The organism is Marinomonas sp. SBI8L (assembly GCF_001624705.1).
In the GTDB taxonomy this organism is placed as follows: Bacteria; Pseudomonadota; Gammaproteobacteria; order Pseudomonadales; family Marinomonadaceae; genus Marinomonas.
On sequence record NZ_JSEO01000010.1, the window covers coordinates 194743 to 221210 of the forward strand.

At 40.5% G+C, this 26468-nt stretch carries 22 protein-coding genes and 2 tRNA genes; 8 read left to right on the top strand and 16 right to left on the bottom strand.

Going from position 1 to position 26468, the window contains the following annotated elements; genetic code table 11:
- Positions 1–83: 83 nt before the first annotated feature.
- The 6 genes from OA91_RS16075 to OA91_RS16100 form a co-directional block, all read right to left on the bottom strand.
- On the bottom strand, positions 84–932 hold the full coding sequence (locus OA91_RS16075) for a Tim44 domain-containing protein (protein ID WP_063340008.1): 849 nt from the start codon (positions 930–932) through the stop codon (positions 84–86).
- 15 nt (positions 933–947) lie between these two features.
- Positions 948–1958, bottom strand: coding sequence for a tryptophan--tRNA ligase (trpS, locus tag OA91_RS16080; RefSeq protein ID WP_046019670.1), 1011 nt, complete (start codon positions 1956–1958; stop codon positions 948–950).
- A gap of 163 nt (positions 1959–2121) precedes the next feature.
- A complete protein-coding gene (gene recD / locus OA91_RS16085; RefSeq protein ID WP_197477828.1) occupies positions 2122–4173 on the bottom strand; it encodes an exodeoxyribonuclease V subunit alpha in 2052 nt (683 codons plus the stop codon).
- Positions 4160–7897 carry an exodeoxyribonuclease V subunit beta gene (recB, locus tag OA91_RS16090; protein ID WP_063340009.1) on the bottom strand — a complete coding sequence of 1246 codons (3738 nt, stop codon included), beginning with the start codon at positions 7895–7897 and terminating at the stop codon, positions 4160–4162. Before recB ends, recD begins: the two co-directional genes overlap by 14 nt.
- Positions 7887–11261 (bottom strand): exodeoxyribonuclease V subunit gamma, encoded by a 3375-nt coding sequence (gene recC, locus OA91_RS16095; protein WP_063340026.1) that lies wholly within the window; start codon positions 11259–11261, stop codon positions 7887–7889. Before recC ends, recB begins: the two co-directional genes overlap by 11 nt.
- Before the next feature lie 231 nt (positions 11262–11492).
- Positions 11493–13040: a methyl-accepting chemotaxis protein gene (locus OA91_RS16100; RefSeq protein WP_082827977.1), complete on the bottom strand. Its 1548-nt coding sequence runs from the start codon at positions 13038–13040 to the stop codon at positions 11493–11495.
- Between the two features lie 400 nt (positions 13041–13440).
- Here OA91_RS16100 and OA91_RS16105 point away from each other — a divergent pair, with 400 nt between their 5' ends.
- Positions 13441–13905: a YHS domain-containing (seleno)protein gene (locus OA91_RS16105; protein WP_063340011.1), complete on the top strand. Its 465-nt coding sequence runs from the start codon at positions 13441–13443 to the stop codon at positions 13903–13905.
- A gap of 34 nt (positions 13906–13939) precedes the next feature.
- Here the strand turns inward: OA91_RS16105 and OA91_RS16110 are convergent, their stop codons facing one another.
- Together OA91_RS16110 and OA91_RS16115 are read right to left on the bottom strand one after the other, a co-directional pair.
- Positions 13940–15391 carry a sensor histidine kinase gene (locus OA91_RS16110; RefSeq protein WP_063340012.1) on the bottom strand — a complete coding sequence of 484 codons (1452 nt, stop codon included), beginning with the start codon at positions 15389–15391 and terminating at the stop codon, positions 13940–13942.
- The gene (locus tag OA91_RS16115) at positions 15369–16049 is read right to left on the bottom strand and encodes a response regulator transcription factor (RefSeq protein ID WP_063340013.1); all 681 of its coding nucleotides are present in this window, start codon (positions 16047–16049) and stop codon (positions 15369–15371) included. Before OA91_RS16115 ends, OA91_RS16110 begins: the two co-directional genes overlap by 23 nt.
- A gap of 177 nt (positions 16050–16226) precedes the next feature.
- On the opposite strand from OA91_RS16115, the gene OA91_RS16120 reads away from it, so the two are divergent.
- Complete coding sequence (locus OA91_RS16120; protein ID WP_063340014.1) at positions 16227–16763, top strand: hypothetical protein; 537 nt, start codon at positions 16227–16229, stop codon at positions 16761–16763.
- A 115-nt stretch (positions 16764–16878) separates the two neighbouring features.
- Here the strand turns inward: OA91_RS16120 and OA91_RS16125 are convergent.
- A tRNA-Ala gene (locus OA91_RS16125) sits at positions 16879–16954 on the bottom strand.
- Between the two features lie 230 nt (positions 16955–17184).
- Between OA91_RS16125 and OA91_RS16130 the strand changes: the two genes are divergently transcribed.
- The 3 genes from OA91_RS16130 to OA91_RS16140 all read left to right on the top strand — a co-directional run bounded on the left by OA91_RS16130 (position 17185) and on the right by OA91_RS16140 (position 19527).
- Positions 17185–18099: an EAL and HDOD domain-containing protein gene (locus tag OA91_RS16130; protein ID WP_063340015.1), complete on the top strand. Its 915-nt coding sequence runs from the start codon at positions 17185–17187 to the stop codon at positions 18097–18099.
- Between the two features lie 17 nt (positions 18100–18116).
- Positions 18117–19343 carry an EAL and HDOD domain-containing protein gene (locus OA91_RS16135; RefSeq protein WP_063340016.1) on the top strand — a complete coding sequence of 409 codons (1227 nt, stop codon included), beginning with the start codon at positions 18117–18119 and terminating at the stop codon, positions 19341–19343.
- A gap of 99 nt (positions 19344–19442) precedes the next feature.
- Positions 19443–19527 (top strand) — tRNA-Leu (locus tag OA91_RS16140).
- A 90-nt stretch (positions 19528–19617) separates the two neighbouring features.
- Here the strand turns inward: OA91_RS16140 and OA91_RS16145 are convergent.
- The 3 genes from OA91_RS16145 to OA91_RS16150 are packed head-to-tail and all read right to left on the bottom strand — an operon-like array spanning position 19618 to position 20970.
- Positions 19618–20130 (bottom strand): DUF3299 domain-containing protein, encoded by a 513-nt coding sequence (locus OA91_RS16145; protein WP_063340017.1) that lies wholly within the window; start codon positions 20128–20130, stop codon positions 19618–19620.
- 19 nt (positions 20131–20149) lie between these two features.
- On the bottom strand, positions 20150–20386 hold the full coding sequence (locus OA91_RS24740; protein ID WP_269447914.1) for a DUF4437 domain-containing protein: 237 nt from the start codon (positions 20384–20386) through the stop codon (positions 20150–20152).
- On the bottom strand, positions 20383–20970 hold the full coding sequence (locus OA91_RS16150) for a DUF4437 domain-containing protein (protein WP_269447915.1): 588 nt from the start codon (positions 20968–20970) through the stop codon (positions 20383–20385). Before OA91_RS16150 ends, OA91_RS24740 begins: the two co-directional genes overlap by 4 nt.
- 146 nt (positions 20971–21116) lie before the next feature.
- On the opposite strand from OA91_RS16150, the gene OA91_RS16155 reads away from it, so the two are divergent.
- From OA91_RS16155 to OA91_RS16165, 3 genes are all read left to right on the top strand, one after another.
- On the top strand, positions 21117–22070 hold the full coding sequence (locus OA91_RS16155; protein ID WP_063340018.1) for a LysR family transcriptional regulator: 954 nt from the start codon (positions 21117–21119) through the stop codon (positions 22068–22070).
- 328 nt (positions 22071–22398) lie between these two features.
- Positions 22399–23733 (top strand): dihydroorotase, encoded by a 1335-nt coding sequence (locus OA91_RS16160; RefSeq protein ID WP_063340019.1) that lies wholly within the window; start codon positions 22399–22401, stop codon positions 23731–23733.
- Between the two features lie 44 nt (positions 23734–23777).
- On the top strand, positions 23778–24338 hold the full coding sequence (locus OA91_RS16165; RefSeq protein WP_046019685.1) for a carbonate dehydratase: 561 nt from the start codon (positions 23778–23780) through the stop codon (positions 24336–24338).
- A 167-nt stretch (positions 24339–24505) separates the two neighbouring features.
- Here OA91_RS16165 and OA91_RS24850 read toward each other — a convergent pair whose 3' ends face one another.
- The 4 genes from OA91_RS24850 to OA91_RS16175 all read right to left on the bottom strand — a co-directional run bounded on the left by OA91_RS24850 (position 24506) and on the right by OA91_RS16175 (position 26073).
- Positions 24506–24829, bottom strand: coding sequence for a DUF7079 family protein (locus tag OA91_RS24850; RefSeq protein WP_082827978.1), 324 nt, complete (start codon positions 24827–24829; stop codon positions 24506–24508).
- Positions 24830–24918: 89 nt separating this feature from the next.
- Entirely contained in the window at positions 24919–25326 is a 408-nt protein-coding gene (locus OA91_RS24455) for an HAD-IA family hydrolase (protein ID WP_197477829.1), read from the bottom strand.
- On the bottom strand, positions 25326–25550 hold the full coding sequence (locus tag OA91_RS24460) for a hypothetical protein (protein WP_197477830.1): 225 nt from the start codon (positions 25548–25550) through the stop codon (positions 25326–25328). Before OA91_RS24460 ends, OA91_RS24455 begins: the two co-directional genes overlap by 1 nt.
- 106 nt (positions 25551–25656) lie before the next feature.
- Positions 25657–26073: a VOC family protein gene (locus OA91_RS16175; RefSeq protein WP_063340020.1), complete on the bottom strand. Its 417-nt coding sequence runs from the start codon at positions 26071–26073 to the stop codon at positions 25657–25659.
- Positions 26074–26468 lie beyond the last annotated feature (395 nt).

Below are 26468 nucleotides of genomic sequence, written 5' to 3' on the forward strand. Positions count from 1 at the left end.
AATCATTTTATTAACTTATGCCATTAACAATATACTGAAAACCAGTAAACTTGTAATGGCACAGCTCAACTTTTAAGTAACAATTAGTTATCTTGTTGGATACCAACAATGGTCCAATTGCTAGATTGTTGCGACATGTTTTTCTCTAAGTGCCAGTACTCAGTACTATCACTTGTGTCTTCACCTTCTTTGATCCATCCAGAGAACTTCAAGGTAATAGACGAGATAGAACCTTGGTATTCACCACGAACAAGCTCTACATCCAAAGAAATAATCTCTGTCTTTGGTTTATCAGCACCATAGTTAGCGCGTTCAGCTTGTAACATAGCAAGTAGTTCAGGTGTCACATAATCAGAAATTTCTGCAAAATCATTTTCGTCCCATGCTTTTTGCAAAGCAGCATAATGATTTTTTGCCTCTGCAACAAAAGCTGCTTCATTAAAATCAGGTGGCAACTGCATTGCAGGGTCTTGAGCCTTAAACGGGTTCGCAGACGCTGTTGGTGCTTGTTGGAAAGAGTCAGCACCTGGCATTTGACGGAACTGCGTATTATTAGCCGCAGCAGCCGCTTGGCGTTTTGGTGCAATGAAGAATTTGTAGATTAAGAAACCTACTAGCGCAAACAGTAGGATATCGCCAAATGCGAATCCATCAAAAGCACCACTTCCCATCAATGCAGCGAAAATACCACCAGCCAATAAGCCACCCATAAGGCCACCCATCAAACCGCCGCCAAATAGGCCGCTTTTCTTTTTAGCAGCCGAGCTAGTCGTTGTCGCCGCTTTATTAGCCGACGTAGACTTAGGCACAGAATAACTCTTACCGAAACTCTTACCACCACCAAATTTTTTGGCCTCAACCTCTGCACTAAAACCACCGAAACCGATAGCTAGTACAAATGCCATAAGGACAGCATAAACACTCGTTTTCATTTTCTATACTCCAACTTAACTAAACTTCACTAACCCCATTGATTCTCTCAATGGCGTTACAATTGATTGAGCACGACTACGGGCTTTCGCGGCACCAGCCTGCAGAATGTCTTCTACATCGTTTGGTGCTGCCATAAGCGCATTGTATTTTTCACGTGCTTCACCTAGCTCTTCATTCACTAGGGCAAATAATTCTTTCTTCGCTTCACCCCAAGCTATGCCATCTAAAAATTTCTGATGCATTTCTGCTGTTTGTTCTGCCGTTGCAAACGCTCGGTAGATATCAAACACAGTTGAGTCATTAGGGTCTTTCGCTTCACCAGGCTCCAACAAGTTTGTCTTAATCTTGTTGATTGCTTTCTTCAGCTTCTTCTCACTTTCAAACAAAGGAATAGTATTATTATAACTCTTACTCATTTTACGGCCATCAAGACCTTTCAAAAGTGCCGTTTCCGAATCATCAACCACAGCTTCAGGTAAAACTAATTGTTGTCCATAAAGATGGTTCAAACGACCCGCTATATCACGTGCCATCTCTATGTGTTGAATCTGGTCTCTACCCACAGGCACCTTGTTTGCGTTAAAGGCTAAGATGTCAGCTGACATAAGTACAGGGTAACAAAATAATCCCATGGTAATACCAAGGTCAGCATCTTGCTCAGCATTCACATTTACATCAACCGCCCCCTTATAAGCATGGGCGCGGTTCATCAATCCTTTTGCAGTTACACAAGTAAGTAACCAATTTAATTCGGCTATTTCTGGAATATCTGATTGACGGTAAAAACACACCTTTTCAGGATCAAGTCCACACGCTAGCCAGGTTGCTGCAATTTCTTTACGAGAGCTTTTTACTCGCTCTGGATCCTGACATTTTATCAAAGCATGATAGTCAGCTAGAAAAAAATATGATTCATTATTTTCATCTAAACTTGCTTCAATTGCGGGACGAACTGCACCGACATAGTTACCTAAATGCGGTGTACCACTAGTGGTAATTCCTGTTAAAACAATCTCTTTAGCCATTATTCCTACTCAGTCACGACAAATGTGCGCCTACCCTAACACAAAACTTTCTAATCAAAAATTACTCAATTTAGGGTAAAGCTTAAATACTGAATATTGGGGTTCTAATCTTAGAATCAAGTCTTAGATTACCACCTTTTTGATAACAGCAACTTATGACACTTTAATGACACCAAAGTTTATCTATTAATCCAGAATAACGTGCGACTTGAGTCGAAATACCTGCTCGCATGGAATCAGGTGTCGCCCACAAACTAAAGAAAGACTTAGCCCGAGTAATACCCGTATAAATTAGCTCTTTGGTAATAACAGGACTTTCATAAGGGGGTAAGACTAATTCAACACGCTTAAACTCTGAGCCTTGTGATTTATGTACTGTCATCACAAATACCGCTTCATTTTCACTTAAACGGCTTGGTAAATAAGCTTTCAAACTTCCATCAGGCAATTCAAACCATACCCGCATACGCTCTTTATCATCCACATCAGGTAAGCAAATGCCAATATCACCATTAAACAAACCTAAACTCGCATCATTACGAGTGATGATGATGGCTTTTCCAGGATACCAAGCAAGTGGGTTGATCATTCGCCCCCTTTGATAAAAAAAGTCCTGTAAACTTTGATTCAGCTGCTCAACCCCATATTCTCCCGTTCGTACAGCCGATAAAATTTGATAGTTAGCAAACTCCTCAAATAAAGCACTTACGCTGATTTCTCCTTGCAAAGCTTGTTTAACCGCTCGCCAATATGCGTCATACCCTCTGGCCAAAGTCGCGATATCTAATGCTTGCTCCTCTTGATCTAGTTTGTGCCAATAAAGATCTGGGTAGCTTGCCCCTGCCCCCCCTAAAATAGAAAAACTGCTATTCACATCACCTCTATTCACAGCGCCGGCTAAATGTCCTATGCCGCTATCTTGGTGAAAACGATAACTTTTCGCTAACAGAGACAAGTTCTGACGAATAGGAAAATCTATGCGTGTATCTAACGAAACCACACTACTTAGATCTGTTTCACTTAGCGGCTCTAACACCTTGGCCCACTCAGGCGCTAAGCTTACAGGTTCAATACCATGAGTTAGGTCGGCCAATACACTCCCCGCTTCAACAGAAGCAAGCTGGTCTTTATCACCTAATAGAATCAATCTTGCTTTCGCAGGCAGAGCCTCTAATAACTTAGCCATCATAGGGAGGTCGACCATAGAAGTTTCATCCACCAGCAAGATATCAAGATGTAAAGGGTTCTTATGGTTATGCCTAAAACTAGAGCGTCCGTATTCGCTGCCTAATAAACGGTGCAAGGTAGAAGCTTGCTCAGGTATTAGGTCAAAGACGCCCTCTGGGAACTCGGTACTTTCCCTTAACTTAGCTTTGGCTTGAATAATAGATTGAGTCAAGCGGGCCGCCGCTTTACCTGTTGGCGCTGCAAGCTCTATGATTAATCCTTGTTCTTTTGAATGAGCCTGCAGGGCTAACAAAAGTAAAAGCTTGGTGACTGTAGTTGTTTTACCGGTTCCGGGACCACCGCTAATCACAGCAAAGCTTTGTAACCCCGCATTGGCAACTGCAATTTTCTGCCAATCGATGCTTTCTTGTTGAGGTAAATCATCAGGGAATAATTGAGCTAGCCAGCTAGCCTCAAACTCGTAATTAGCTTGGCTTTGAGCTTGGCGAATATAATTAACGACTTGTGACTCAAACCCATAATAACGAGCTAAATACAGGCGATTATCTTGTAGTACATAGGGTTTAGTTACCAGTGTACCCTGCTGACCATGAGATGATCCTTTCGCCTCAACTAAAGGTGAATCCATCAAGTCTGCCAATAACTCCTGATAAGAATTTATCCCCAAAGCCAATAAACAAGCAGCCCACTGTTTAGACGTAATCGCTTGAAAAGGGCAAGAATACAATTTATCTAAAGGTAAACAGCTATGTCCTTGGCCTAAATAAAAGCTGGCGACCAAACTTGCTAATAGCACACTCGCTCTTGTTTCTTGGCAATGGCTAGCCAACCTTAAACTAGTATGAAGATCTAGTCTTCTTATCAAACCTAGCTCAGGCCAATGGGAGATTTGCTGAAAGAAGCTGTCTTTCGAGTAATTCGCGCTATCTAACACGAGACGATCACTCTCTAGCACCAAGCTTCTATCGCTTTCTAAAGTGAGACTCATTTGTGCGGCTACTGAGGTATTTTGCTTAGAAGAGTTCAATTTGGGGAACCTCCTCATTGGTTTCATTCAACATATTATCAAGCGCATAAACATGCTCACGGCTTAATCGAGTGGTAAATACCCCCGTATTGCTACCTACTTCACCTTTATCATCTTTAGCTTTCATACCACGTAAAAATAAATAACAAACACCACCGATGTGCTTATCATAATCGTAATCTGGCAGGCGCTGGGCTAAGAGCCTGTGTAGAGCAAGTGTATAGAGCTGATACTGCAAGTCATACCTGTGCTCTGCTATAGCGTGAGCCATATGCTCCGCTTGATAATCCTCGTACGCCATACCTATGTGGTTTGATTTATAGTCGAGAACATAATACTTGCCCTCATGTTCAAACAAGAGATCAATAAAGCCCTTTAGCATTCCCTTTAAAGACCTTTCTTGAATGGCTGGGGCATGTAGGGAAACTGGATCATATTGTCTAGCAATTTGATCCAGCGTTCTGGCATTAAAACCAGCTACAGGTAAGAAGAATTCCATTTCCTTTAGACACTGTTGCGGACTTAATTGTTTTAAGCTCACATTGGGGTATAAAGATGTCGCTAAAATATCCTCCAGCCAAGAGAACAAGACATCTTGCCAATCCTCATAACCCTGCTTAACGAAGTATTCAATCATTTTACCTTGATACTGAGTCTTTAGAAGGTCGGCAAAACTTACCTCTTCCAAACTGCCAATAAGTGCATTACCTTCTAGCAAATCATGTAAAAAGGTACCGGGCTTAGCCCCTTTTGGAAAAGTAAAACAGGTCTTTTCATCACTGACTAATACATCCTGTTGGGCTACTTCATCAACAAGCTGAGGTTGGCTTTGCTCTAGTGTCTCTACTTTAGTGAATTCATCTAAACCTGGCTCACTGTGCTCAGCCTCTTGCTCTTTAGCTAAAGCAGACTGCTCTACCACCAAAGAAGAGTAGCTCCCGACCCACCAGTCTCTCTCAATATTTCCTGAGAAGGTTTGTGCCGCAACGGACTCTTCTTTACTGCCTTGGCTTAGGTTAAGCAATAGACTCTTCTCCGATACTAAAAGTGATTGGCCCATCTTGTCGCTCTCACTTGTTAGCGCTTGAAGTTTAGTTTCAAGTTCACCAAGTTCGATAGGTTTGCCATGGCAAATTAAAGCCCCTATACCACTTAGGTGCAGTGATAACTCAGCCTCTTTCGATTTAGTCGCCGCTTTACCAACTTGCGCACAGCCAATATAACAAGCTTCACGAGCACGAGTCAGCGCCACATAGGCAAGTCGAATCTCACCTGCATAAAGCTCTGTTTCATGTTGTTCTAACTGATTCTCGTCTGGCACAGGAGCATAATTTAGTTGATGCTTATCATCATGGTATAAGGCATATTTGCCATTATTTCTAAAAGGTGTAAAAGCAAAAGGCAGATACACTATGGGATATTCAAGGCCCTTACTCTTATGAATGGTAATAATACGGACTAACTCATCATCACTTTCTAGGCGTATTTTCTGTTCATCACTATCACCATTGGGTGCTTGAATCGCTAACGTGAGATAGCGAATAAGACCTTCTTTTGACTCTAACTCTTTCGCTTTTTGCTGTAGTTTTTCACCAAGGTGTAAGAGATCAGTTAAGCGGCGCTCACCTTGCATTCCTGTTAATAGTTTCGGAGCAAGCTCTAAGGTTTGTATCATGGCTCTAATCATGGGGAGCACCCCATCTTTATGCCAAATTTCAAAATAGTCTTTAAACCTATCTACCCAAGTTTCATACAAGACATCATTTTGGTTAAGCTGATCTAATTCATCCACTTGCCAACCTAATAGGTTCGTTGCCAAAGCAGACCGTATGGCAGACTCTTTACCTTGGCTCAAAATGGCATTAAGCACTAGCAATAACTCTCTTGCTTCAGTACTGGCAAACACCGACCCCCTATCACTTAGGTAAACACTGGCGACACCCCGTTCACTTAAGGCCGCCTTCATTAACTGGGCTTGGCGATAACCTGATACCAAAACAGCAATATCACCAGAACGAACCGCTTGGCCTGAAATTAACGCCTCACCTTGCTGAGCTTGAATAAGGGTTTTACAAATATGTTCGGCGGTTAGATCTGCCATTTGTATCTGATATTGGGCGCTCGTTACTATCCCATCATCACTATAAGCCTCTTCTGGCAATAAAAACTGCACCGCTTTTTCAAGCTGATCATGACGATAAAACTCACCCGGAGTTTGTCTGTCTTGCACCTCAACAAAGGGAATTCCATCTACCAGAAAAGGGTTAGCCTGAGCAGCAAACAAAGCATTAACTGATTGGATCATAGCGGCAGAAGATCGATAGTTTGTTGCTAAAGAATAAATCGCATCAACTTCTTGCTTAGCCGCCAAATAGGTATAGATATCAGCCCCTCGAAAGGCATAAATAGCCTGTTTTGGGTCACCTATCATAATAAGGCCTAGGCTATTTTCATCTTGACTTGCGGGTTGATAGATCTGACTAAAAATCCGATATTGCACAGGGTCCGTGTCTTGGAACTCATCTATCATGGCTAAGGGATAGAGCTGGCGTATTCTTAATGCCAATGCATTCTCAGCTCCTTCTTCTTGGCCAGGGAGACTAAGCGCTTCATCTAGGTTGGTCAGTAAATCCGTAAAGGTTAGCTTCTGAGTTTGCTGCTTCCAATTAAACAGCCGTGTTTGAGTTTGTTGCCATAAATAAGCCATCAAAGGCGGTTTAATTTTATCGACACTTGGATAGGACTCAAAAAGGCTTGTCACTAATTCAAAAAAAGCATGATTTGGCTGGGCACCATTTTTCTTTAACTGATTAACATGCTCTTTCCCACTGAATTTCGCGAGCTCTTTCGGTAAACCCGTTTCATCAGACTGAGCCCATTCGAGAATAACATCTGGAATACCTGCTTGGCGTTTCCCCCAAAAAGTCCCCTTAATGCCGCTATTTGTTAAGGCATCCAAAATGTTCGCGGCCTGCTCAAGCCACATAGCCTTAACCTTATGCATGGTTTCCAGTGCATTAGACATCAAGCTCTCAAGATCAAAGTCTTGAGCTTGATCCAAATCTTTCCCTCCATCCTGAATCACAGCATCCGGCTGGTTTTGCAATAAACTAAGCTCTTTTTGCAGGGCTTCTGGACTTGGCCAAATAGGTTTTACTAAGGCTGCAATATCCGCTTTCATTGGATAAATATTAGCTCGCCATACATCTTTAATCGCCAAAGCTAAAGGCGCCTGTTCATCCGTTTCAATTTCTTGTTGGAACAACATACGGCTTTCAAACGCATTCTGGCTTAGCATTCTTTGGCAAAAACCATGGATAGTGAAGATGGCCGCCTCATCCATTTGCTTTTCAGCATAAAGCAAACGCTCAACCCCAGAGGCGATATTTTCAGCTGTCATTGAATCTAATAGCTGCGCTAAAAAGACATCATTAGACTGCCCTAATAAAAGCGCTTTACGGGCATCTCGAATACGGTTTCTAATCCTAGCTTTAAGTTCTGCGGTTGCCGCTTCGGTAAAAGTTACGACAAGAATTTGATCGACCGTTAAAGGCTTTTCAAAGTCCGCATCAGAAGAGACTGGCAGCAGCATTCTTAAATAGAGATTGGCTATGGTATAGGTTTTACCTGTCCCAGCGCTGGCTTCAATCAATCGCTTACCATACAAGGGAAAATGCAAAGCATCTAAAGGCAGAGCATCTTGTAACACTGCTTTATTGCTCATCTGTTTTCACCTTTAATAATTCATTCATAGGTAGCCAAGTTGCCTTCACATATTCGACAAAATCATCTTGATAAAGAGCTAGATCAGCAAAGAAACGCTGCCAATAGGGATCCTTACCGTCGGAAAAATCATTAAAGTCATCGTTATAGGTTTTAAGTGCCATCTGCCAAGCCGCTTCCTCTTCGTTATCTTGGTTTTTATCATTCAGATAGGCGGCACACCAAGCATCAGAGGTTCTAGCCGGTATCACTAAAGGCTGACGATCTCCTAACCTAAAATAGGTGAGATACTGGCTTAAATAGTCAGTAGCGGATTCAACCGATAAGGTTTCAAACACATGAGTAATGACTTGATTAGATTTTGCATTCTTAAAGCTTAAGATGTGAGTTTCAATCTGTTCACCTTGAGCACATAACGCCAAATGAGATAGCCACGCCTGTATTTTCTTACCAGGGCTAAGTTGACCTAAGTGATAGACCAAATACAGCTGACGATTAGCCAGCTCCAACCATGACTGCACTCGGCCTTCTTCAAGCTGTAAATCAATATTAATGGCGTCTAATTTCTGGTGGGCATACTCATTGATGTTGAGCGCCATAATGCGGCTTTGCTTAACCAAGTCGTTAACTTCCATATCGCCAAATGCACCATAAGGATATCTACCAGACAACTTCAATTTGGCAATAAAACTTTCTAATGTATCTTCTTGAATCGCTATCAGTAACTCTTCTTTGAGTTGGTAACGAGTTAAAGCATCTAGATTAAATGGCTCGTCTTCATTTTCTTCAATTTCCTGCAATTTAAGATAAGCCTTGAGCCTATGTTGCATAAAATAGCGCGCAGGATTGAGGTAAAAACGTATCAACTGATTAAGCTCAAGCTGATGTTGCTGATCTTCTATTGCCTGTAACAAAGGCAAAGCTTTCAACTCCGTTTTCTGCTTGGTCACAGTCACAGCATCTAACCAGGAAGCATCATAGCTTTTAAGCTGACCGCTAAAGGCTTCTTTATTTGAGTAATACCCTTGATGAAAAGGCTGTAATTTATGCTCTTGTACCAGTTTTTCAAGCAGTGCGGCTTGGCCTTCTTCTACTGGAACTTTTATGTCTTTTTCTAAAACGCAGCTTTGGGCGATGTAATCAACCAACTCACTTACTAAAATAGAAGGATTAAGCTCACTATTATCCTTCACACTGCGACCAACATAACTAATATAGAGATGCTCTCGCGCTGACATGAGCGCTTCTAAAAATAAGTATTTATCATCTTCTCGACGGCTACGATCACCACTACGATAATCACCCACCATTAAATCAAAGCCCATTGGCACCATAGACCTTGGGTAAGCGCCTTCGTTTAGCCCTAAAAGACAAACCACCTTGAATGGCACAGAACGCATTGGCATTAAGGTGCAGAAATTCACTTTACCCGCTAAGAATCGCTGACTGCCCTGTGCTTCTTGCAACCTTGGAATCAGCAGCTGCTTTAGTACATTCACATCTATGGTTTGATCAAATTGAGCATGCTGCCATTCTTCACAGATTGCCTCCATATGCTTACTTAACATAGGCGGAAAAGCATCATCCTCATCAAGGGTAAAAAAGCGATCACTTACTTGATATAAAAAATTCACCCAATCACTAGGTTTCTTATCCAGTAAAAGTGCCTGCTGAGTTTCACGAATAGCCTCTAAAAATGCGGCTAATTGGCCTGCTAACTCAGCCTCTAAGCCTTCTACTTCGCCATAACTTAACAGGGACTGCCAAATATTGTCATTGCCCATGGCGTAGCCCAACAACATACGGTCTAATCCATTTTGCCAGGTATTATGCGCTTGGCTGGGTAAGTCTAAATCTGTCGCGGTTGACTCATCCAACCCCCAACGAATACCAACCTCACTACACCATTGACGAATTCGTTCCACTTGATGCACTTGTATCCCAAAGCGCGCCAATACAGCAGGTACTTCTAACACGCTCACTAGCTCAGATAAGGTGAAACGGCTATCAGCCAAGCTAAGTAAGGTGACATAGGCATCAACCACTGGGTTTTCCATCCCAGCTGCTTGGTCTATCAAGGAGTATGGAATAGATTGCTGTTGTGGCGCTTGACCAAATACGGCCTGTACAAAAGGACTGTATTGGTTCACATCTGGCAGCATCACAATGACATCTTTAGGCGTAAGGTGAGGGTTCTTTTCAAACAAGGCCAACAAACTATCATGCAGCACTTCAACTTCTCGCAACGCGCTATGGCAAACTTGAACCGCAACACTATTATCATCATTCGCAATAGGATATTTATAGTGAGAGTCTGAACTGCTTAAACTTCTCTCTTCTAAAGCACCGTGATTATTCAGCTCTAACACATCTTGTTGTATACGGTTCAATAGGGAAGCTTGAGTGCCATCATCACAATAGCTTTCAAACACCTCTAATTGTTGATTCGCAAAAGCTTGCAACTCACCAATATAGTCTCGACCAAGGCGTCCCCAAGAAGCTAATAATGGATTGGCATCTAGGTGCAATGTGTCCTGATTCAAGCCGGGTTTATTCGCCTGTTTATTCAGCACTCTACCCAGATAGTTCTTATCAACAATATCGCCCCAGTAATACTGGCAAGGGTTCTGCAAAAATAGATGCATATCTATCCAATTACTTTCAGCTAATAAGCGAAGGGATTGCAAGGTATTAGGTGGCAGAGCCGATACACCAAAAATATAGACTCGTTGCGGAATGGAAGGGGGTTTAGGCTTAGAACGAACAACTTCTTCTAAGGCTTCGAGTAAATTGGCTCTGTGATACAAAGATTGGTCATAGGAAGCAACATCGGCAACGAGGTCACGCCATAAGATAGATTGCCAAGCTTGATCTTGATCCTTGCTTTTTGGTAAATCTTTGGCTTGATTACCTTCTTCCCAAGCAGCGATCCAATCAGGACGATAAACAAGGTATTGGTCATAGATATCAGCAATGCTAGAACATAATTGAAAACGTCTTAGTTGGCTATCATCTTCAGCCAAGTACCAAGCAAGTTGCTGAAACTCGACCTCTTCTAATCTATTGTCTAGTAGACGCATTAAGCGCCAAACTAAAAAGGGTTTATTAAATTCGCTTTGTCCCGGTATATCTTGTAAGGCTTGCTGAAAGCAGCGCCAAACAAACGTAGAAGGTAGAGGAAATTCATAGCCTGCAGCAATTCCCTGCTCTTGGGCTAACTGCATTTTGAGCCATTGAGCCATGCCTGGACTCTGCACCAATATGTGCTCTTTAGCGAAAGGACTCTCTGGCAAAGATAAGGATAAAATACGCGCTAAAATGCTCGATAAATCTTCTAAGCGATTACCCGTATAAAGATGAAACATATATAAACCCAGACCTAGTTCAAAGCAAAAATCAGATGAAAAGCAAATAGTTAAAGCATACCAGCTTGCCAAAAAGAAGGCTCATAAATAAATACGTGAGCATGCGAATTTAAGTGTAAGAGAAAGCCTTTAGAAAGAGCACAAAAAAAAGCGCTAAAGTCTTGGGGATGACCTTAACGCCTAAAGTAGTACAGAGGGATATAATGAAAATAGGTTACTTATTAACTCAGGTTAAATATTAAAACTAGACATCAGTTCCTTCATTTTTAACGTGGTATTAGCTAGGGACTCACTTGACTGACGAGTTGTGACGATTTCATTATTACTTTGATCCGCCAGTTTTGAGATATCTTGGGTTAAGTTATTTAAATGTGTCACAGCTTGATGCTGATTATTAATGCTCTCAGTTATCACATCACTGGCTTGGCTAATTGCGGTAACCGATTGCGCAATATCAGCTAATGCCTGATCCGTTTGAGTAATGTCTTGTGTTGTTCGCTTAGAGTATTCATGGCTTGAATTGATTTTACTTTCAGCTTCTTTCGCGCCCGCTTGCAAACGATTTATCATGCCTTGTATTTCATCTGTCGAGCTTTGAGTTCGACTCGCTAAGCCTCGGACTTCATCAGCAACCACTGCAAAACCTCGACCTTGTTCGCCCGCCCTAGCCGCTTCAATAGCAGCATTTAATGCTAATAAGTTGGTTTGTTCTGCAATACCACTGATTACATCCAGAACGGCCCCAATATTTTGAGACTCCTGTGCAAGCAAACTCACTGTTTGCACACCATCGTCTAGCTCGCTAGAAAGAATTTCTAAAGATTCCATGGTTTGTTTAACCGAGGTTTTACCTAATTCGGTACGCTCCTGGGTTACCTTGGCAGACTCATAGGTTGCTTGGCTATTTTCCAATACTTGCTCTTTCTGCTCTGATACTTCAGCTATCGCAACTGTCATTTGAGCAATAGTATCGAGCTGAGTTTGGGCAAGTTCAGTGGTATTACCCGCCACACTTCTCAACTCTTTACTGTGTTCATAAACACTATGATTGAGTTGGATCGCTTCTGCTAAGGTGCTGGAAATTTTGTCACTGAAAGCATTAAATGCGACGGCAATATGAGTAAACTGATCACGGCCTGAAACTGGTAGCCTATGCTTTAAATCCCCTTCTGCTGCTGAGATATTATCAAGAGCATCTAGACTGGCTTGCAAAGGTTGAGTGATAGAGCGCACGATAAGGATAGATAAAATAAGACCTAAAATAATAATAACACCAGAGCTACCGCCAACAGTGAGAAGCTCATCAATAAACTGGCTTTCAACATCATCAAGGTAAATACCTGAACCGATAATCCATCCCCAGGGCTCAAAACCTTTTACAAAGGAAACCTTCTCCACCGCAGCTTCAAAACCAGGTTTAGGCCAAAGGTAACTCACGAAACCTTCTTTTTGCGCTTTGACAATATTAACGAACTCAGTAAAAAGTTTTTTACCATTTGCATCTTCTAAGTTACTCAAGTCCTTGCCTTCTAAAGCAGGTTTTATAGGATGCAAAACAATATTTGCTTGATAATCATTAATCCAAAAATATTCAGTACCGCCATAACGAGCCATTCGGATTGAGGCTTTAGCCTGTTTTTGTGCTTCGGCTCGAGAAAGCTCGCCAGATTGCTCTAATGAATAAAAGTAATTAATGCTCGAATGGGCGAGATCCACGACATGGCGTGTTTTTAAGGCTTTTTCTGAATTTAATGAGTGTTTGAAAGATGCAAGTGACATGGCTAGCACCACAACTAAACCAAGACAGAGAAAAAAAACAAGACTATTAAGTCTTAAATTAATTGAGAAATTTCGTAGAAATTGGGTCAATGTTTGGCTCCTATCTATGAGTTTGATTGGCAATTAATCCTTTTCATGTTCGTCATACAGCCAACTTTCAAAATATTTAAAACACCTCTTCCTGAATAAGTTTTAAATAATCAGGCTAAAACACTAAAACTTAAAAAGAAAAATAGGAAGCTAGGCCAGATAAGACATTAGTCTAAGGGGAGGCTGACCTAGATCACATCGAAGTCATTCTGTTGGGTTAGATAATATTTTGAACTATATGAGTATTTTCTAATCTAGATTTGAGACATATTTAATGCGCTGACTCAATTCATTTATGTAAGGAAAGACAATGAAAAAGCTCTTTTTAGGCCTGATATTACTCACCTGTCATAGCCTCTTTGCTAGCGAACCTGTTAGTACAAGCTTTTGGAATAATATTGCTATAGGCAAACATGATGCCTTGGGTTATTACCAAGAGGACTTAACAGGTAGCACGCCAACGACAAAAGGTGTCGAGCACTTCACTGTTAATTGGCAAGATGCTGAGTGGCGCTTTGCTAGCCAAGCATCGGCGGATAAATTTGCCGAGAACCCGCGTAAGTATGCCCCTAGATACAATGGTCACTGTGCAAATGCTTTGAGTTTAGGTGAAGGTTTGATTAATACAGATGGTACTGTATGGGAGTTTTTTGGTGACAAGTTGCATTTATTTTATGCTGAAAGAGGCAGACAACGCTGGCTAAAGGGCGACTGGCAAACTTATCAAGCAGAAGCAGATCAAGCTTGGTTAGAAATATTAAATAAAGAGAGCTAACTCAAAGAAAGCTCTCTTTATTTGGCTCGTTTCACTAAGCTTCGGTTTGAATAATGATTTTGAGCCCCGGATGCGCATTTGCCAGACTAATTTGCCACTGATGGAAGTTAAAAATAGCCTGTGCTTGAGTCAAACCAAGACCATGGCCTTTACTACCTCTATGCCTTTCTAGTCGGTACATACGCCTAAATACCTTGTCATAATCATCTGCATCTATACCGGCACCCGAATCCTGCAATACGATCAAACCGGGCTTGCAGCAAAGTTTAATATCCGTATCTTGTGCACCGTATTTAATGGCATTATCAAATAGGTTAGAGAATGCCTGAAAGAGCAAGTCACCATTAGCAACGACTTGATAATCATGTAAATCCAACTGGACCTTCATTCCCTTCTCTTGCGCTAAAGGCTCATACATTTCTGCAATGTCGGCCAGTAAGGATGCTAAGTTAATCGACTTCATCGGAATATCAACAGCACTCTTTTCAAGCTTGCCAATGTTTAACAAGGCATTAAAAAGCTTGAGTATTCTGTCTGTGTCTTGTGTGGCTTCTTCTTTGAACTTAGCAAGCTGAGCTTGAGATGCATCTGGTGCAAAGGACTCCAGTCTATTATGTAAATGGGTGAGTGGCGTTCTCATATCATGGGCAATATTATCTGACACCTCTTGAACGCCTTGCATCAGGCTCGCAATTCTATCCAACATACCATTAATATTTTTTGCCATATGATCATAATCATCATTGCGCTGACTTAATGGAATCCTCTCATCAAGTTGGCCTTCTATGATGGTATCGCAAGTTTGATTAATCACAGTAAGACGAGTAACCGTGCGTCTTGTAAGAATCAAGGTACCAGCTAACAGGATGATAAAGCTTAATATCAAACCGATTATCAAGGCACTATATAGCACACTGTCTACTTCTTTCAGGTAACTAATATTGTATGAGAGAGTGACGTAATTACCGTCTGCTAAGGCAAGTTGTGCAATGCGGAATTGCTCAGGATCATCCGCCTCAAACTCTTCCCAATAGGCATCTTCTGCCAGAATAAAGTCGCCCGATGATGGGTCAAACTCAGCACCTTCCATTTCTAAATGATGTATCCAATGCTCAAATTCTGCCGCGCATTCTGACCAGTTATCGTCCTCTTCATCATAGGCATCTATTTCATCAATATAGGCTTGATCCTCTATTGGGTTCAGTAGCGTTAAGTCAATTTCCACACCGGCTTGATCGCCAATTTCTCTCAGTTTTTGACGAAGAACGGCTAAGTTTTCAAAGTTATCAAAATCTTCAAACAAGGCTTCAACTTGCGCTTCTTGTCGCTCGAATAAAATATCAACGTTTTCCCATAAACTGGTTTTTACGATTTGATAAAGAGCAAAAAGAATAAGCGCAAAAGTGAGCCATAAAGTCCCCATGACGGTAAGTGAAAACCGAAAACTAGAACTTTTAACAAGATTAAGAAGCCGCTTTAACAACATAGCCTCTCCCTCTAATCGTGTGTATCAAGGTGTGGCTAAACGGCTTATCAACTTTATTTCTCAACCTAGAGATATGAACATCTATTACGTTCGTTTGTGGATCAAAATGATAATCCCACACAGCCTCAAGCAACATGGTACGAGTAACAACCCTGTCTTGATGCCTCAGCAAATACTCTAATAGACGATATTCTCTAGGTTGTAAGTTAATCGTCACACCATCACGTTTTGCTTCTTGCGTGAGCAGATTCAAACTTAGATCATCACAGTGTAGGACGGTTTGCTCGCCTGGCTCTTGGGTAGCTCGTCTAAACATCACATCTAAACGAGCCTGTAGCTCAGAAAATGCAAAGGGTTTAGTCAGATAATCATCAGCACCAGCTTGTAACCCTTCTACTCTATGACTAACCTCTGCCATCGCGCTCAATAGAATAACGGGGACTAAAGACCCTGTTGCTCGGATTGTTTTAAGAAGAGTGATGCCATCAAGCTCAGGTAACATTCGATCCAAAATAATGGCGTCATAAGTTTCTGTTGTTGCTTGTAGTAGCCCTTGTTTACCACTGTGACAAACATCAACCACGTAACCTAGCTGCTTTAAACTTGTACAAATAAATTTAGACACATCTAGGTCGTCTTCAACTACCAATACTTTCACGCTGTTCACCCTATTCTTTTAACTAGCCTAAGGATACCAAGGCTTTCGTCATTATTTCATTACCAAAAGTTAATATTCAGGCAAGACTTAAGTAAGACCCTACTCACTAAGCTTATCTTCATCGACCATGAAGGCATTCATCATGGCGAAATAAAATTTAAATAGGAGCTTATTAAGATGAATAAACTAATTGCAGCAAGTTTAACTCTAGGCGGTGTTTTATTAGCACCAATGACATTTGCAAATGATGCTTGTAGCCCAAACAACCCTTCAGCATGTAAAAGCAAGCTAGAAAAAGAGTGTCTTTATTACTCCGTTGATGAGTTTGAAATGGATGAAGACTTGGTTATTTTTGAAGAAGGCTACATGGATTATAAAGACCAGCATCAAGGTCATGATGAAGAATTCAAAGAAAGCGACTTATTATTAAGTGACTTAAACGAACTTTCTCTGACAAGTGAGCAGCAAAGCTTAGTAAATGAGTGGCAAGCTTATAACACCCAATTTGATAAAGATTGGATGACGCTTTGTATGTCATATCCAAACAAAGAGAAGAGCATTACGAATCAAATTGACTGGGAAGAAGCTAATTTAAAAAACGACTTAACTTATCTAAAAGAAAGCCGTGTTTTTGTTAATAAGATGACAGCAAGTTTAACTGAGCCTCAAAAGCAGCAACTGGTGCAATTAGGTCTAATGCAACTACTACCCTAGGGAATAAGCAAGAGCTTGCTAAAGCAAAAAATCGCCAGAAACAAAAAAGCCTCGTATCAACGAGGCTTTTTTCGTTTACCTAATATTGAAAACAATATTAGGTAATAACAGAATTTGGTGGAGCCTAGGAGGATCGAACTCCTGACCTCAACGCTGCCAGCGTTGCGCTCTCCCAGCTGAGCTAAGGCCCCAAAGTGTTAAGCATTTTAGGTAGGATAAAAACCTGTGTCAATAAAATTTAGCATCAATCATTTCCTTTTATTAATTAAAACAAGCATTAAACAATAATCAGTAGATGGATTTATCTGAATTAGTTTTAAAAAATATCGCCTCTTCAAACCACTAGCTGCATGCAAGAATAAAACCTCTTGATAAAACTTATGGTATTCTAATTTTAATAGGCGACAAAAAAGGACTTCTAATGTCAGAAACATCCTCTGCTTTAACCAAGTTAATGATGGCGCATCAGCCCATTATTGATGCCGAAGGGAATACAGCTCATACAGAGCTAATTTTCCAACGTAAACCAGGCACGCCTGGTTATGAAGGCTCAAAGGATGCAATAAACCAAAAGTTAGCTCACATTTGCATAGGCGTAAGTGAGCTAAAAGATGAGTTTAATACGCCCCTATCGATCAGATTAACCAGCGCGATTTTAATGTCTGATATCCACTTTCCTATTGCAGCGCATCTTATCTATATTGAGCTACCAGGTAATACCGCAATTACTCGCTCATCAATTGAAGCCTTAAGAAGATGGTACCAAGCAGGCTACCGTTTCATTTTAAGTGGCTTTCGTTTCGATATCGATTACAGCCATATTTTGCCTTTTATCCATATGATCAAAATGGATGCAGTTAAATTAATAAACAATAAACAAAAGCTAGAACCTCTTAAGAATTTAGAACGTCAGATCATTGTTCGTAAGGTAAATGACAAAAAGACCTATGAAGCATGTAAGCATCTTGGGGCAACACACTTTCAAGGTAATTATTTTAAAGCTATACAAAAAGTGGATAAAAAAGGACCGAGTGCAGAAATTTTAACCGCGAAAAAAATTGTGTCTGAATTAAGAGATGATAAAGCTAATCTTGATAATGTTGCTAAACTCATCAATGATAATCCTTATATAACTTATCAATTACTTAGAATTTTAAACAATCCGATCAGTGGTCTACCAAGAAAAATCACAGATATTCGTGAAGCCATTGTCATGATAGGCTTAGAACAAATCAAAAAGTGGGCCATACTTATTTCACTATCAGCGACAAAAAAGCAGCAAAATGAGCTATTTAGTAGCATTGTAAATCGTCCGAGTAAGATGAGCGCTGAATAACAACATAAAGGTACTCTATGTCTTTGCCCTCTGTATTCAATGACTTAATGATGGCTCAACAACCCATCTTTGATATAAATAACAAGTTATTTGCCTATGAGTTACTTTTTAGAAGTAGTGATGAAGAGATGGCAAATGTCATTGATGGCGAAGGAGCAACTAGCCAAGTACTCATTAACTTATGCATTGGTATTACTGAGTTAGAAGCACAAATGTGCACCCCTTATTTTGTTAATATCACACGTGAGCTGCTCATGTCTGATGCCTTTTTTCCGATCGAACCAAAACTTGTTTATATCGAAATTTTAGAAGATCAAGAAATCACCCCTGATTTTGTCGAAGCAGTTGCCCGCTGGTATCAAGCAGGCTATCAATTCGTTCTAGATGACTACAACTTTGACCCTAGCTACACACAGCTATTCCCTTATATCAAAATGATAAAAATTGATGTGTTAGCGACAGACCCTGAAAAATATAAATCCCACATACAAGTATTACAAAAAAAGAAAATCATCTTGTTAGCAGAAAAAGTTGAAAACCTTGAAATGTATGAGTGCTGCAAGAAGCTTGGCTTTCAATTATTCCAAGGTTACTACTTACAAAGGCCGAATATCATTAAAGGTAAACGTATTACCTCGGGGGTTGAGAGTGCACTAGAGCTTATTAGTGAGCTTCAGAATGACAATATTTCAATTGATAAAGTTACCCAACTTATTAGCAAGAACCCAACCTTGTCTTATCAATTGCTCAGAGTACTAAATAGCCCTATTTGTGGCATGACTCGTAAAGTCACCGATCTCAAAGAAGCCGTCGTTTATATCGGCTTGAGCCAAATAAAAAAATGGGCAATGCTAATTACCATTAGTTCTTCCTCTCAACCACCTAGAGAGCTTTTTAGATTCTTATTAATTCGAGCAAAATGTTGCGAAGCACTTGGTATACAAGAAAACTCAGACAACCCTGATGCTGATTTTATGGCGGGTATGATGTCAGGCATTGACCTTATTTTACAGCTAGAGAAACAAATGGTGTTCGACCAAATCAATATTGATGAAGAGGTTATTAATGCCATACAACACCATCAAGGCCCCATCGGACTGAGACTTAAAAAAGCCTGCGCACTTGAGCAAAGTGATTGGGGCTATATTGGTAAGCTTCCGAGTAACGAGAAATTAGTATTAAGCCGCTCCTATGGCGAAGCGAGCTTATGGGCGGACGGCACCCTCAAGAGTATCCATATGTAAAAGCAGATATCTGATTAAACCTTTAGCTAGATTCAAAATAAATTAATATAAACCGTTGACATAGTTAGTAAAACACATAGAATACGCTCCACGTTTCAAGCCAGTGTGGTGGAATTGGTAGACACGACGGATTCAAAATCCGTTGCCGAAAGGCGTGGCGGTTCGAGTCCGCCTACTGGTACCAAATTAAAAAGAGCTTCAGATCTTCTGAAGCTCTTTTTTTTGCTTTTAACAAAGTAAGCAAATCACTTTGACAACTTTCATAAGCGCAGTTTTAGCTTTCCTTATACTCTTCTAAATAAGCGTCTTCTATCGAATATCCAGACTCAATATCAAAGCTATGGCTTACCAAAGGTATTGTTTTCAATTTCCCTGTTATATAAACCACATCCCATAGTGCTACTACGGGAGCGGCTTTATCAAATTTAACATGAATAATTTGATTAGGTGGCGGCGGAGGAACATGAATACAGGCGCCATAAAATGGAACCAATAAAAGCTCTGAAATGGTTTCTGAATCTCCCTCTAAAGGAATAACAAAACCAGGAATCCTCACTGTTTTTTCATTCAGTTCATCACGGACTCGTCCTACCTTCGGCTGTGAAGCCTTAGTTGCGCCATGTTCAATAAGAGCTTCTGAAGTTTTACTTTGTCTTCTATCACTTTCAGGAATAAGATCTAGCCACTTAAGTTCCATGACCTGCTTATTACTAACTTGCAAGGCTACTGCACTTAAAGGTGTAACAAGAGAGAAGAGCAATGTCATGGCTAAAAATACTATTTTCATATGCCTATTCACTTAACCGTTAGTTCACTTGATACCTAGCATCAGTGCGAATATAGATAATGGCATCACGACTGCTATCATTTTCCAATTTATGGGTAAAACGCCCTTCTGACTCGAGGTAGCTACCCGCTTTTAGTAATTGTGGTGCCGTTAAGTCCTTTGAACTGTAGTTAATAGCCCCCGAAATAACGACAGCACGAAACTCATTCGCTTTAGTGGTTAAACTTCCTTTAAAACCTGCAGGTAGCTTAATCATAGAGCCCCCATTTTTGCGGTGCTACCCCAAACATAAGTTGTTAATACACCTTTCGTTTTAATGTCATGTAGGTCGCTATTCGTTAACCAAACAATATTATTGTGATGTAGATTTAAAGGTCGTTCTCCATTATCAAACTTTTCTGTTGAGGGCTTAACTAAGTAGGGCCCAGAGTCTATCTCTAGGTAAATAAGGTTGGTTTCACCATTGGCAGCGGTTGTGTGATCTTCCCCTGCTGGCTGAGTCCAAAATGAACCTGTCGGCATCCACATTTTTTCTGCTTTAGGATCATCGTTATGCAACAGACCATCAATAACTATGCCACGATAAGTAATATTGTGGATATGCGGAGGTGACTCAAAGCCCTTATTGAAACGGACTAACATGCCTGTTGCTGTAGCTGTTGTTCTATCACCCCAAAGGTCTGCAGCACCTGGGCTAAGTGCTCCTCGTAGCGGATTAAGATAACCCCATTCAATATCATCTGATGCAACAACTTTTGAAGCTACTTCAGCAGCAAATACCTGTGAGGAAATAAATGTCGTTACTAGTGCAAACTTGGATAACTTTTTAAGAATTTTCATGCAAAACCTTGTTTCATAATTAAATAAAAATTTTATGCTGTGTTATTCGCCTGATAAACAGTTAAATATTTAATAAACTTTCGCTAAAACGTGGATAATAAACATTAAATTCAGAGTATGATTTATCGAAATTACATGAGAAATTTATGAAAATTGCAGACCTACAAGTACTCATAAAAGTGGCGGAACTTCATTCGATAACTGCGGCGGCCAATCAACTAGACATGAGCTCATCTGCAGCCAGTGTTGCATTAAAGCGAATTGAAACGTCTCTTGGAGCGCAGCTGTTTGTACGTACAACACGCCAAATAAGACTTTCACCTGAAGGGGAACGCTATCTTCCTATTTGCCAACAAGCGCTAGATTTACTTCAACAGGGACAGATGACAATCAACGAAGAACTTCAGTCAATTAATGGTGAAGTAAGAATGGCCATGTCATCAGAAATGGGCCGAAACTTAATGCGCATCTTGCTCAATGACGTAATGAGTAAACACCCTGACCTAAGACTGCGTTTGCATGTGAGTGACAGTAGAGTAGATTTTTACCGAGACGGTGTCGATGTTGCGTTAAGAGCAATGACTAAAGAGGCCGTTCAAAACTTGAACCTTTATGGCTTTAAAATTTGCAACATTCCACACTTTTTATGTGCTTCTCCTAGCTATATCTCAGAGTTTGGAGCACCAGATACACTAGAGGAATTATCAGAGCACAACACATTACTTTATAAGCTTTACGAAGTAATGCACGATGCTTGGGAGTTCTATCAAGGTGAAAACAAGTACAAAATTAAAGTTAAAAGCGATCGAGTTGTTAATGATGGCGATATCGTACGCCGTTGGTGTGTAGATGGCGCTGGTATTGCAAAGAAGTCTGCAATAGATGTATCACAAGATTTACTGGCTGGACGCCTACAAAGACTGCTTCCTGACTATCAAATACCTATCACTGAGATGTGGTTAGTCCTACCTAGCCGTCAGTTAACCTCACCTGCTATTCGCCTCATTCGAGATGAATTAAAACAAAATGTAAATGAGCTAAGACACAAACTTATTCACGCAGCTATTGTCGACGATAGTGAATGGCCTATATCAGATTAAAATGAATAAGCAGCTTTGCTTGTATCCTTTCTAAGCACTCAATTTAAAACAAGGTAAAGGTACCTGCATTAGATTAAAGTTGCTTAAGCAGTTTAGACTAATCCGTTCCTATCTTTTTCAGCCTATCTTTTCTTAGCCATTGTTTTGGTAATAGATACCTTAGTAATATAATGTCATTCAATAAATGTTATGATATAACATATCATAATTTATAAAACATAATACCTATTTCAAATATTGAATTTAGCTAACCCATAGCAAATCCAAACCCTAGAGAATTCCCATCAAATACTTAATCCCTTTAAACATATTAGGAGACTGAAAACTCATGTCTATCACCCTCATAAAGAATGCTAGAGTCGTCAATGAAGGCCAGATTACAGAAACTGATGTGCGCATTGTTGGTCAAAGGATTGATGCTATCGACAGCAATATTAGCCCAGGTCCTAACGATAAAGTTATCAATGCAAATGGATGCTACTTACTACCAGGCATGATTGATGACCAAGTACATTTTCGTGAGCCTGGGCTGACTCATAAAGGCTCCATTGCCACCGAATCTCGTGCCGCTGTAGCAGGTGGTATTACCAGCTATATGGAAATGCCTAATGTAAACCCTGCCACTACCACCATCGAAGCCCTAGAGAAGAAATTTGATATTGCTAAAGAGAGCTCGCTAGCAAATTACTCTTTTTATCTGGGTGCTACCGAAGATAACCTTGAGCAAATTAAACGCTTAGACCCTAGTAAACACTGTGGTGTGAAAGTCTTTATGGGGGCATCAACAGGTAACTTATTAGTTGAAAAGCCAGAAGCGTTAGAAGCAATCTTTCGTGACTCCCCTGTCCTTATCGTAACTCATTGTGAAAGCGGCCCAGTAATCGCCCAAAACGCAGAAAAGCTACTGGCAGCTAAAGATACTCTTACGATTGAAGATCACCCTATTTTAAGAGATGACGAAGCCTGCTATGCCTCTTCTTCTTATGCCGTGTCTCTTGCTAAAAAATACCAAAGCAATCTACATGTTCTGCATATTACGACAGAGAAAGAGCTCGCACTTTTTGAAGCTGGCCCAATTCAAAATAAACAGATTACTGCAGAAGCCTGTGTGCACCATCTTTGGTTTAATAATCAAGACTATAAAACACTAGGTAATCAAATTAAATGTAACCCTGCCATCAAGTTTGAAAGCGATCGTACTGCGATTATCCAAGCCTTAAAAACAGGTCAAATTGATATTATCGCCACAGACCATGCACCACACACTTGGGAAGAAAAACAAGTCGAATATAATCAAGCACCCGCAGGCTTGCCGCTTGTACAGCACGCATTATTAACCTTGCTTGATCAAGTAAACAGGGAAGCCATGAGTATTACTCAGGTCGTTGAGAAAACAGCACACAATCCGGCTATTCGTTATGCCATCCAAGATCGTGGCTTTATTCGAGAAGGTCACTATGCAGATTTAGTGTTAGTCGATACCGACTCTTCTACACTTACTACACATGAAAACAGCCTTTATAAATGCGGTTGGACACCTTTTGCTGGTCACACTTTTTCAGCACAAATAAAAAGCACTTGGGTCAATGGCAATTTGGTATTTGATAACCAAGAGGTAAAAGCGACAGATGATTCAGCTATGCGACTGAGCTTCAAACGTTAACCTTTTTATTCAAAAGAAGATTTAATCTAGATCGAGAAATCAATATGTTAAGAAGAAACCCAAGTGGTCATATGCCGCAAGTATCAGAAACGGCATTTATTGATCCAACAGCCATCATATGTGGCAAGGTAATCATTGAAGACAACGTTTTCATTGGCCCTTATGCGGTAATTCGTGCCGATGAAGTTAACGAACAAGGTGAGATGCAAGCCATCCTTATCAAGCGTGATACCAATATCCAAGATGGAGTGGTCATTCATTCAAAAGCAGGGGCTTCTGTAACCATTGGCGAGCGTTCATCCATTGCTCACCGCTCCATTATCCATGGCCCTTGTGAAGTGAAAGATGATGTCTTTATCGGCTTCAATTCAGTGGTGTTCAACGCCCTTATCGGCAAAGGCTGTGTAATACGCCATAACTGTGTTGTCGATGGGCTCGACCTGCCTGAGAGCTTTCACGTGCCACCTATGACCAACATAGGTAAAGGTTTCGACCTAAACAGCATATCCAAAGTCCCTCCTGAATATTCCGCCTTCTCTGAGTCTGTTGTCTCAGCTAACCACACACTGGTACAAGGCTATAGAAGAATCGCTAACGAGCTTTAAGGCAAATAGCAACGCGAGTTACTGAATAGGTGCTCGCTCCTTGCTTTGCGTGAGAATGTATAGCCTTGAGCTCCAGCTCAAGTTTGACGGAAAGGATTGGAATTAATGCGACTGTATTTCCACGGAGGACCATGGGAACGAGAAAATAGTACTATTAGTAATAATTATTAAGCATTTTGGTTTTCATGTGCTTTAAGCACTTCTTGCCAACAGCGCTTTATCTCTTTAATTATTAACGACTCTCCGTGAATAACATTTGGTCTTATTGGTGCAGGTAAGTTTTGAAGTAGCCATTCATCCGTCCACCCTTCCCAATTACCAGCAACATTTCTAAGGTTACTCTCTAATACCGGATAAACTTCATACCAGAGTATCTCTTCAACCTCTGATACAGATAACTTACTTTCTATAACTGTTCGAGCGATGTAGTTAAAAGTAAAATCACCAATATCAGTATCAAGAAATAGATCTGATAGTGCTCTCCAGATTATTAATTTTCTTCTGCAATCAAGGTTATTCCCATACTAAACTAATGCTTATACTTAGTTAAAATCATCTTACAATGCTGTAATAATCTTCTTTATTCCGCATAAATAAGCTTTGGCAATTCCTTCATTGAGCCAAAGCTTATCACCGATGGGTAATCAAGAGCTTCATTAAACCGATTAAAAAATAGCGTTTTCATCCCCGCTTTATAACCTGCCTCAACGCCAACAGGGCCATCATCAATAACAACACAGCACTCTGGTTTGAACCCCATACTATTAGCTGCGTATAAAAAAATGCTAGGATCAGGCTTCCAAATTTTCACTTCATATGAACTATAAATGTTACCTTCAAAGTACTTAGTCAAACCACATACTCTAAGAGCCTGATTAATTTTGTGTACCGGTCCACTCGATACTACTGCTTTGGGTTGCGATAGGCTCTTTAACGTTTCCTCGATATGGTCCACAGGCTTTAGCTCAGTTTCAAAAAGATCTGTCACTATCGCACGGTAACTAGCAACAAAGTCATCAGGTAAACCAATGCATATTCGATCGATAATGTGTCTAGAATGTTTGCTAGCTTCCAGCCTCTAAACCTTATAACAAGTTCATCCGCATCTAGCTTAATCCCTAGCTCTTTAAACTTAACGACAAGACCAGTATTACAAAGCAGCTCACTGTCTACCAAGGTTCCATCGTTATCAAATAAAAGGCATTGACTCATAGTGGCCTCTAAGGTTTCGCGCCTGTATAACAGGCTGTTTTTTTATAGATTAAAAGCAAGCGAAACTAAATTAACTCAGGTTAGAAAACTCATCTTAAACTTTCGGTTATTTACCTTGCTCTATTTCTGCACCGTAACTGTCTGAACCAACGGCTATTTCCCATAAATACCCATCTGGATCAGAAAAGTATCCTGAAAACCCACCCCAAAACACAGGTTGGCCTTCTTTAACAATTTTTCCACCGTTTGCTTCGGCACAGCTCAATAAACGAAGAACTTCATGAGACGATTCAACATTCCTTGCAAGTGTAATCCCCGCAAAACCAGAACTATTAAGCTCAACACCAACATCTTTCGCTAACTCGGATTTGGGAAATAGCGCTAACTCAGGGCCATCAACATCCATGAAGACAATTTCATCAGATTTATAGTCAGTGCGCTCTAACCCAAGCACAACCTCATAGAACTGAGCTGACAATTCGATATCTGATACACCTAGTGTGATGATTGATAATTTTCTCATTGTCCCCCCTCTCTAATAATACTCATGTTAGATTTGTCCAACTTATCAATTAAAAGCTTTCCTAGCTAAACGAGAGTGTGTGTTATTTAAATAACTATTTATACCTGTCTAGCGCGATCATTCTTGCGCTTTTCACATAACTAATTGATTCTAATTAATTAAAAACTGAACACAATCACAAAGACTTTCACTCAAGGCAAATGTCAGCACAGAGTGACTAAAAGAAAGTATGCTTCTATTTAAGCTGCGTGAGAGTGCATGACTTTAACATACCGTCCCATAAAGTGTGTCTAAGGGGTATATAAAAGGCGCCCCTCTTTCGTTAAATTAATTCTGTTTCGACCAAAAAACGAACAAATTTAACAAAGAGAGACTATGGACAATTTAAAGCTAAA

What these genes read in the sequence shown, in the direction of transcription:
- OA91_RS16150 (WP_269447915.1), bottom strand. Translation starts at nt 20,970, where the DNA reads ATGAAAATTCTTAAAAAGTTATCCAAGTTTGCACTAGTAACGACATTT.
- recB (WP_063340009.1), bottom strand. Translation starts at nt 7,897, where the DNA reads ATGAGCAATAAAGCAGTGTTACAAGATGCTCTGCCTTTAGATGCTTTG.
- OA91_RS16135 (WP_063340016.1), top strand. Translation starts at nt 18,117, where the DNA reads ATGTCTTTGCCCTCTGTATTCAATGACTTAATGATGGCTCAACAACCC.
- OA91_RS16145 (WP_063340017.1), bottom strand. Translation starts at nt 20,130, where the DNA reads ATGAAAATAGTATTTTTAGCCATGACATTGCTCTTCTCTCTTGTTACA.
- OA91_RS16110 (WP_063340012.1), bottom strand. Translation starts at nt 15,391, where the DNA reads ATGTTGTTAAAGCGGCTTCTTAATCTTGTTAAAAGTTCTAGTTTTCGG.
- OA91_RS16160 (WP_063340019.1), top strand. Translation starts at nt 22,399, where the DNA reads ATGTCTATCACCCTCATAAAGAATGCTAGAGTCGTCAATGAAGGCCAG.
- OA91_RS24460 (WP_197477830.1), bottom strand. Translation starts at nt 25,550, where the DNA reads ATGAGTCAATGCCTTTTATTTGATAACGATGGAACCTTGGTAGACAGT.
- OA91_RS16120 (WP_063340014.1), top strand. Translation starts at nt 16,227, where the DNA reads ATGAATAAACTAATTGCAGCAAGTTTAACTCTAGGCGGTGTTTTATTA.
- OA91_RS16165 (WP_046019685.1), top strand. Translation starts at nt 23,778, where the DNA reads ATGTTAAGAAGAAACCCAAGTGGTCATATGCCGCAAGTATCAGAAACG.
- OA91_RS16105 (WP_063340011.1), top strand. Translation starts at nt 13,441, where the DNA reads ATGAAAAAGCTCTTTTTAGGCCTGATATTACTCACCTGTCATAGCCTC.
- recC (WP_063340026.1), bottom strand. Translation starts at nt 11,261, where the DNA reads ATGTTTCATCTTTATACGGGTAATCGCTTAGAAGATTTATCGAGCATT.
- OA91_RS16075 (WP_063340008.1), bottom strand. Translation starts at nt 932, where the DNA reads ATGAAAACGAGTGTTTATGCTGTCCTTATGGCATTTGTACTAGCTATC.
- OA91_RS24740 (WP_269447914.1), bottom strand. Translation starts at nt 20,386, where the DNA reads ATGATTAAGCTACCTGCAGGTTTTAAAGGAAGTTTAACCACTAAAGCG.
- OA91_RS16155 (WP_063340018.1), top strand. Translation starts at nt 21,117, where the DNA reads ATGAAAATTGCAGACCTACAAGTACTCATAAAAGTGGCGGAACTTCAT.
- trpS (WP_046019670.1), bottom strand. Translation starts at nt 1,958, where the DNA reads ATGGCTAAAGAGATTGTTTTAACAGGAATTACCACTAGTGGTACACCG.
- OA91_RS16130 (WP_063340015.1), top strand. Translation starts at nt 17,185, where the DNA reads ATGTCAGAAACATCCTCTGCTTTAACCAAGTTAATGATGGCGCATCAG.
- OA91_RS16100 (WP_082827977.1), bottom strand. Translation starts at nt 13,040, where the DNA reads ATGTCACTTGCATCTTTCAAACACTCATTAAATTCAGAAAAAGCCTTA.
- OA91_RS16175 (WP_063340020.1), bottom strand. Translation starts at nt 26,073, where the DNA reads ATGAGAAAATTATCAATCATCACACTAGGTGTATCAGATATCGAATTG.